Source organism: Methylobacterium sp. J-068, from assembly GCF_022829445.1.
GTDB lineage: Bacteria > Pseudomonadota > Alphaproteobacteria > Rhizobiales > Beijerinckiaceae > Methylobacterium.
In genome coordinates, this window is record NZ_JAKSXY010000029.1 from 1 (window position 1) to 7,043 (window position 7,043).

The following is a 7,043-nucleotide window of genomic DNA, read 5'->3' on the forward strand; positions in this document are numbered from 1 at the left end:
GCCCGCATGAAGGCCGTGTAGGCATCCACCGCGGCTTGATGATCGGCGAGGTCGTCGCTGGTCTGGGCGAAGCGCTTGGCCTCCACCCACCGGTCGAACAGGCAGGACCGGTACGCCTTCACCCGCTCGACGATGGGCGGGGACGTCGAGGAATGGGAGACAGCAAGGGGCATCGGCCAAAGCTCCGGGGTTCGGGAGCGCCGTGTTCGGGCGGGACAGTCGGGGGCGGCGGTAGAGCGCTAGGGCCGGGTCACGGAGGCGGCTGCGCGCGGGTGAGCGGGATCACTGATTAGTGTCCCCGATCCAGGGTGCGATCCTCAGTGCGAGGCCGGAGGCCCAGTGCAGGATCAGACGTGCGGTCCATGTCCGGGCCCGATAGGCCCAGGGCCGCGTCGCAGGCGACGAGTTTCGAGATGACGGCCCTGTACTCATCGCGTGCTTGCTCCGTGGCGCGAGCGTCGCGCGCTGCTTGTCTGAGGCGATCCATCTCGTCGGCACGGATCGACCGGGCTTCGTTGTGCCAGATGCCACGCACCCGGCGGTCGTTCAGGCCGGTCGCTCGCGCGACGCGGGACAGAGCGCCCTTCACGTTCTCGCCGAGCCGCAGGGGGCCGGCGATCGCTTCGACGAGGGTGCGCGCTTCGGCTCTTGCGGTCATCACGACGGCCTCACAGCCCTTGGGTGATTTACCCGCGGGCTCGGGTGACTTGCCCAACATCTCGGGTGCCTCCTGTGGTCGATTGGGATCGTCCACGGACAGGAGGCGACAGGGTGCAGGGCATGAGCGGGAACAGCGACATCGATCGGACCGGACGCAACGTCTTGGCGGGCAGCCGCGGACGGGCGATCGGTGTCGCTGGTGGAATGATGAGCGGAGGTCACGAGGAGGCCTCCGCAACGACGCGGGCGGACTTCACCGGCTCCAGGTCCGAGGCCCGGACCATGCCGCCGGAGATCTCCTCGATGCGGGCCGCGACGCGGATGGAAGGGCCCCTCTGTCGGAACCGGAGCTTGCGGACGCCGAACACGGAGATGTCGCCGATGCGCTCGGCCAAGCCGGCATCGTCGATCTCGCTGGTCCGCATCCAGTCCTTGAGCAGCATGGCGGGGCTACCTCCGGCCGGTGGGAATGGAGACGGCGCCGCGGCCGCGCTGCCGACCCTGGGAGACGCGCTGGCGGTGCTGTGCGTCGACCTGATCGCCGTGCTGCCGGCGCAGGATCGCGCGGCCGCGCGGGAGCGGCTGGCGAACCGCCTCTACGAGCAGGCCTGTACGCCGCGGAGCGGGCCGGCGGCCGCGCTGCTGGGCGCCATCGCGAACGCGCTGATGCGACTGGAGCGCTGACGGGTCCCGGCCATGCCGATCTGAGGATTCCGAGATCTCGACGAAGAGAGGAGCATGGCCTTGGAAGAGGAACTGTTCGAGATCGAGTTGGATTCGATCGAGCGGACGCTGAACGACCGCATGGGAGACGCCGTCTACGACGTCGAATTCGACTGCACCCGTGGAGACTGCATCGCGCATGTGTTGGTCAGCATCGACGTCGAGGTGGTCACCACCCTGGAAATCGTGCCCTTCGCGATGAGCCAGTTGCACCGGGCCTTCGTGGCGTTGGCCGAGCAGACCAAGGCATGGAAGATCGAACCGGGATAGGCCGAACACGCCTCTGGACAGCGACGGCCCGGCCCCTTCACCATCGGCGGCGCGAACCGAACCGATGGAGCCTCGAATGGTCGATATTGCTGCCATTTCAGGACTGACCTCTTCCCTCAAGGCCACGTCGGATATCGCGAAGGCGATGCTCGGCATCCGGGACGAACTTCTGATCCGCGAAAAGGCCGTCGAACTGAATGCTCAGGTCATGACCGCCCAAAGCTCTGCACTTGCGGCCCAGGCGGCGCAGGCGGAACTGGTTGAGCGCGTACGACAGCTTGAACAGAAGGTTGTGGAGCTCGAAGACTGGGAACGCGAGAAGTGCCGGTATCAGCTGGCCGAGATCGCTACCGGCGTTTTTGCTTACGCGACAAAGCCGGGAATGGAGGACGGCGAGCCACCGCATCGGATCTGCGCACGCTGCTACCAGGATGGCCGCAAGAGCATCCTTCAGGGCATCAGCCGAACCAAAAACTGGACGAAGCTTGATCTCCTCGTCTGCCACGTCTGCGACGCGGAAATCGTGTTGGCCTCTCACACGATCAGCATAAGCAGTGCTGCCGTTCAGGCTTCCGGCCGAAGCAGAACACTTTGGTGAAGCGTTCATGCCTGAACGCTCCTGGGAGTAGCGCCGGGACCATCTACTTGACTGGCAGCAGCGCTGTCCTCACTTCGCTGACTCGTCAGGTATAGGAGGGCCGTAACATCTTCTTGCGTGGACGCATCCCATAGGTCGGGACGCAGATCGCGTCGAGTAATACTCTTCTCCGTTGCCCGCTCAATTTTGACAGCCAGCTCGCCGGACACTCTACCCGCACGCTTCGCTTTCCAGATCGCACCTTGAGTAACTCCACAGGCAGCGCCAAGCTTGGCCTCAGAGCCAAGCAATCTGATTGCTGCTTCGATCAAAGAGTGAGGTTTCATGCCCGCTTCTATAACAACCAAGGTTGTTGGTAGTCAACAGCCAAAAAAGGCGAGCGTGGCAACGACAGAGGTAGTAGATTGCAGACTATGACCTGGCACGATTTAATCCGAGAAGCGCGCGAACGCGCCCACTTGAGTCAAGCTGAGCTTGCAGAAAAAGTTGGGTGCAGCCAAGCTACTATCAACAAGATCGAAAATGAAAAACCACAAAGCTCTAAGTTTTTGCTTGAAATAATAAATCAACTCGGACTTAGCGGTGCCGATTTTCCGAGCAATGCCTTTGGGGTTGCGCAAAGTCTTGCTTCAGGCAAAAGTCTAGTACGAACTCATACAAATCGTAAATCTCATTCTATAAAATACGACAAAGAAATCCCAAGCACTTGGGCTGCAGTTTTAAATCTAAAAGATGAAATACCGCTGTATACTCCAAGCCAATTTGTTGACGAAATGTATATTATAGAAAATCAGATTGCCGGAACAATTAAAAGACCTGACTTTTTGCAAGGAATTTATGGTGCCTATGCAATTTCTACTGATGACGAAGAAATGATTCCAGAGTGTGAACCTGGAGATATTCTATTTATAAATCCTCGACAAATAATAACCACACAAAATCTTTGTGCGTTCTTTTCAACTGGCGATGCAGGCTCAGAAGAAACTTTCCTTCAGATCAAAAGATTTGTAGGGCAAACCGATCAAGCTTGGCAGGTATCGCAACACAATCCAGCGGAAGTCAGGGAATTGCCGAAGAAAGTTTGGTCTGTTCGCCATCGCGTTGTCGCTAAAATCTTTCGTTAGCCCTCGTGCAATGCGAACGGAGAGCATGGAAAAGATGCATTGAAAGCGCACGGGCAACTACTGGGAATAGGTAGTTGACGATCGGCAACCTCCATAGTAGTTAAATCCATCGCCTCAGCGGTGGAGCCCTCCCATGCTCGTCCAAGCCCTTCCCTTCCTACCCATCCTAGGCTTGGCCACACTCTGGCTGGCCGGCCGCATCGCCTTCCGTATGGAGGGCTGAGCGATGGGCGACCTCACTCCCTACCAGTTCGAAGGCCAGAACCTCCGCATCGTCCAGCGTGAGGGCGAGCCGTGGTTCGTTGCCACCGACGCAGCCCGGATGCTGGGGCACCGCGACGCCGCTGATCTGAACCGCAGCATGGACGCCGACGAAAAGGGTACGCAACGGGTGCGTACCCCTGGCGGGGAGCAGGAGATGTCCGTCATCTCCGAGGCCGGCCTCTACCGCGCCATTGTCCAGCGCCGGGCGACGGACGCGATCCCGGCCGAGACCCGCGCCCGCATCGCCCGGTTCCAGCGCTGGGTCTTCCACGACGTGCTGCCGGCGATCCGCAAGACGGGCCGCTATGAGGGGGAGGCGCATCCGGCCGCGCCGGGCTCGAGCCTCGCCGCCTCCGCCCGCGAAGCCCGCCTCTTTCTCAAGCAGGCCCTGGATATCGGGAAGATCGCTGGCCTCTCGGGCAATCAGCTTCTCATCGCCGCCAGCCGGTCGACCCACCGTGCGGTCGGGTTCGACATGCTCGGGTCGATGGAGATCACGCACCTCGTCGCGCCGGTGCAGGACCCGCTCGTCATCCCCTCGAAGATCGGACAGGACCTCGGTGTCTCGGCCGTGCAGGTCAACCACCTGCTTCAGGAGATCGGGTTCCAGATCGGCGACCGCGACCACAAGGACCGCCCGTTCTGGAAGCTGACGCCGGCCGGCGAGGAGTTCGGTGGCACGCTGGTGGATGTCGAGCGCAGCAACCGCACCGGCCCGGCCCAGCAACTCCGGTGGCCCGGCGCGATCGTCGGCGTGCTGCACGACCACATGGACCGGAGGACGGGGTGATGGCTGGCCTTCGCTCAGAATGCCTTCGGCAGGCCCGCGTCCTTCAGGATGCCGTTGGCGGTATGCACCATCACCGTGTTGCGCGGGATGGTGAAGCGGCGGTTCGTGATGGGGCTCTGCCAGACCTCATGGGAGCCCTTGGCGTCGCGCACGAAGGTACAACCGGCCTCCCGCAGCCGCCGAACCAGTTCGGGGTAGAGATTGCCGCCCATTCAGGCGGCGTGCTCGCGCTTCGTCAGGACGCGGTGCTGCACGTAGACGGGGATCTCGGCGGGCTCGTCATCGGTGCCCGGCAGGTTGCCCATAAGGTCCGGGGCCACATCCTCGATGAGGGCGACGAGTTCGTCGAGTGTCGATGCTTCGGCGTGCAGCCCCGGCAGGTCCGAGGCGTGGACGTACCAGAGGTGTGCGCTGTCGTCGTGGCAGACGGTCACCGTGAACTTCATCATCGCGGCCTCACTCCGGGAGGAGGCATTGAAGGCCTGTTTCATGACTGGAGATTTAAGCCCCTGGGGATAACTCGGCAAGCGGTCTTGATGTCTCTGTTTCATGGGCGGGCGGATCGGGGTGATCCTGCCACAGACCATCGATCGCTCTCGCCCGCTACGCCGCATGCAGCGCCCACAGCGCGACGCCGCCGCCGACCGCGAGGGCCAGGAGCGGGGTCGCCACGAACGCGACGATTTCGACTTCGGTCATGGCTTGGCGCCTTCCGGGCCGGTGTAGGCTGCTTCGGTCTCGCTCACTCGCATTCGTTCGCCGGTCCCACGCGATTCGGCAAGCGCATCGTCCTGGGAGGCAAACATGCGTGAGCGGACCCTGGCCTCCTCCGACCTCGGCCAGCCCGAGTGGCGCGCCGCGCTCCTGGCCGAGGCCATCCGGCACACCGCGCATCTGGCCGGACCAATCAGCCCCTTCGCGCTCTTCCAGCACCTTCAGGACTGGCTCGGTCTGACCGAGGAGGTCTGCGGCGGTGAGATCAACACCATCCTGTTCCTGATGGTTCGCAGCGGCCTCTACACGTCGAACACCCACGACGTGGAGACCGGCACCATCACGTTCGCCGGCGGGACGCGGCTTACCCCGTCCTGCGCCCTGACGCAGTGCATGCACGGCGGCTTGGAGGCCGAACCCGAGGGCAAACACGAGATCTAGAGGTTTCGGGTGAGCGCGGCGCGCCACCCGACACAAGCGGCCCCCGCCAGTGCTGGAACACCAGCGAGGGCCTTCCCCGAACCCAGGAGATGAAACCATGGAACAGGGCAATTGCCTTGATAGCACCCGCATGTCCGCACGCCATGACGCGCGGGACGCAACGTGGAACGAAGCCGCGCTGGATACGGCCGTCACCAAGCTGCTTACAGCGCCATCGCGGGGATTGAGTCAGCCAAAAGCGACCTATGATGCGCCACAGGACGAGGCGCCCGACCTCGGTAAGCCGGTGGATGCTTTCATGCCCACTCCTGACGCCGCCCGCGCGCTGGCGGCTCGTGTCATCGAGTATTTTGGCGATGAACCGATCGTGGATTTCCTAACTGCCGATATCGAGGTGCGGGATATGGCGCGCGCCCTCTTGGACGGCGTGCCGTACCCCGCCCCAGCGCCTCGCACTGAAGCTGCTCCAGACCCGATCCTTGCCGCCATTGACGAGACGCGGCGCCTGACATGGGCGCGCAACCGCGCCGCCAACCTACCGCAGCCGGCGGGAAGCATTGACCCGCTTCCCGAACAGGAAGCGGCGACCAATGCGTTCTTCGCGCATGTCGATGACGTGCTGCTGAAGACTGTCCCGACCACGGCGGCGGGCTGCGCGGCCCTCGCGCGATACACCGTCGAGTTCCTAGCAGATGAGGGGTTCTCCCTCGACGAGGATCAAGCCAGCGAACAGCACGTCCGCATTCTCGACCTGATCGCCCGGAGTCCGCTGTTGGATGGGGTCGCGCCGGTCATACCGCCCGCCCCCGACTTCTCGGGTTTCTCGCTCTGGGAGCTGATGCGCACCTACAATGCGTTCAAGATCGCGACCGATGTCATGGGTCTGACGGGTTGGACCATTTCGGGCACGGGCGCCGGGCATCGGCTCCTGAACGCTGAAGGCGACCGGCTATCGTGCTTCCAGACGTACATCGCGGATGAACTGGCTCGGCGTGAGTCACCCAACCCCATTGAGGCGACCTATCGCATCGACGTCCTCGTGAACCGTGCCATCGCGTGCGGCGACTATGCAGGAGCGGCGCGCTTCGCTGCCGAAGCTGATGCCAAGCGCCTCTGACGATGAGTAACATGCCAAGCCGTGCTGATGCCGAGCTTGAAGCCCCGAGGCTTCCCATCCGGTGCATCACCACCATCCTCCTCCAGGATGGCAGCGAGATCACCCTCGATGCCATCAAGACCAGCGCTCAGGGGCAAGCCATCCTGGCCGAGATCGACGAGGCGATCCTGGCCATCGAGGGTCAGATCGCCTTCGGGCGGCAGACAGACGATCCGTCCTGGCGCACCCGTGCCGAGATCGCCCTGAAGCGCAAGCGCCGGAGTCGTCCCGTCCTGCAGGAGCGCATCGGGGTCCTGCGTCGCGCCGAGCGTTCCATGGCACTCGGTTCGAGCCAAGCCGCCG

General features: G+C 62.9%; 13 protein-coding genes. 8 read left to right on the forward strand and 5 right to left on the reverse strand.

Annotated features, from left to right (window positions below):
* Positions 1-289: 289 nt before the first annotated feature.
* Both MKK54_RS02275 and MKK54_RS02280 read right to left on the reverse strand, forming a co-directional pair.
* Positions 290-718 carry a hypothetical protein gene (locus tag MKK54_RS02275; protein WP_244008882.1) on the reverse strand — a complete coding sequence of 143 codons (429 nt, stop codon included), beginning with the start codon at positions 716-718 and terminating at the stop codon, positions 290-292.
* Positions 719-878: 160 nt separating this feature from the next.
* On the reverse strand, positions 879-1,103 hold the full coding sequence (locus MKK54_RS02280; RefSeq protein WP_244008883.1) for a hypothetical protein: 225 nt from the start codon (positions 1,101-1,103) through the stop codon (positions 879-881).
* Between MKK54_RS02280 and MKK54_RS02285 the strand changes: the two genes are divergently transcribed.
* From MKK54_RS02285 to MKK54_RS02295, 3 genes are all read left to right on the forward strand, one after another.
* Positions 1,102-1,344, forward strand: coding sequence for a hypothetical protein (locus MKK54_RS02285; protein ID WP_244008884.1), 243 nt, complete (start codon positions 1,102-1,104; stop codon positions 1,342-1,344). The genes MKK54_RS02280 and MKK54_RS02285 overlap by 2 nt on opposite strands.
* A 54-nt stretch (positions 1,345-1,398) precedes the next feature.
* The gene (locus MKK54_RS02290) at positions 1,399-1,653 is read left to right on the forward strand and encodes a hypothetical protein (protein WP_244008885.1); all 255 of its coding nucleotides are present in this window, start codon (positions 1,399-1,401) and stop codon (positions 1,651-1,653) included.
* A 76-nt stretch (positions 1,654-1,729) separates the two neighbouring features.
* Positions 1,730-2,251, forward strand: a complete 522-nt coding sequence (locus MKK54_RS02295; RefSeq protein ID WP_244008886.1) for a hypothetical protein — start codon at positions 1,730-1,732, stop codon at positions 2,249-2,251.
* A gap of 5 nt (positions 2,252-2,256) precedes the next feature.
* Here the strand turns inward: MKK54_RS02295 and MKK54_RS24710 are convergent, their stop codons facing one another.
* On the reverse strand, positions 2,257-2,577 hold the full coding sequence (locus tag MKK54_RS24710) for a transcriptional regulator (protein ID WP_409564114.1): 321 nt from the start codon (positions 2,575-2,577) through the stop codon (positions 2,257-2,259).
* An 87-nt stretch (positions 2,578-2,664) separates the two neighbouring features.
* Between MKK54_RS24710 and MKK54_RS02300 the strand changes: the two genes are divergently transcribed.
* Together MKK54_RS02300 and MKK54_RS02305 are read left to right on the forward strand one after the other, a co-directional pair.
* Entirely contained in the window at positions 2,665-3,375 is a 711-nt protein-coding gene (locus MKK54_RS02300) for a helix-turn-helix domain-containing protein (protein WP_244008887.1), read from the forward strand.
* Between the two features lie 226 nt (positions 3,376-3,601).
* The gene (locus tag MKK54_RS02305; RefSeq protein WP_244008888.1) at positions 3,602-4,429 is read left to right on the forward strand and encodes a Bro-N domain-containing protein; all 828 of its coding nucleotides are present in this window, start codon (positions 3,602-3,604) and stop codon (positions 4,427-4,429) included.
* A gap of 14 nt (positions 4,430-4,443) precedes the next feature.
* Here the strand turns inward: MKK54_RS02305 and MKK54_RS02310 are convergent, their stop codons facing one another.
* Both MKK54_RS02310 and MKK54_RS02315 read right to left on the reverse strand, forming a co-directional pair.
* On the reverse strand, positions 4,444-4,641 hold the full coding sequence (locus tag MKK54_RS02310) for a type II toxin-antitoxin system HicA family toxin (RefSeq protein ID WP_244008889.1): 198 nt from the start codon (positions 4,639-4,641) through the stop codon (positions 4,444-4,446).
* Positions 4,642-4,878, reverse strand: coding sequence for a DUF1902 domain-containing protein (locus tag MKK54_RS02315; RefSeq protein WP_244008890.1), 237 nt, complete (start codon positions 4,876-4,878; stop codon positions 4,642-4,644).
* 355 nt (positions 4,879-5,233) lie between these two features.
* Between MKK54_RS02315 and MKK54_RS02320 the strand changes: the two genes are divergently transcribed.
* From MKK54_RS02320 to MKK54_RS02330, 3 genes are all read left to right on the forward strand, one after another.
* Positions 5,234-5,584: a hypothetical protein gene (locus MKK54_RS02320; RefSeq protein WP_244008891.1), complete on the forward strand. Its 351-nt coding sequence runs from the start codon at positions 5,234-5,236 to the stop codon at positions 5,582-5,584.
* A gap of 97 nt (positions 5,585-5,681) precedes the next feature.
* On the forward strand, positions 5,682-6,701 hold the full coding sequence (locus tag MKK54_RS02325; protein WP_244008892.1) for a hypothetical protein: 1,020 nt from the start codon (positions 5,682-5,684) through the stop codon (positions 6,699-6,701).
* A gap of 11 nt (positions 6,702-6,712) precedes the next feature.
* The coding region (locus MKK54_RS02330) for a hypothetical protein (RefSeq protein ID WP_244008893.1) at positions 6,713-7,043 on the forward strand (331 nt) is incomplete at its 3' end.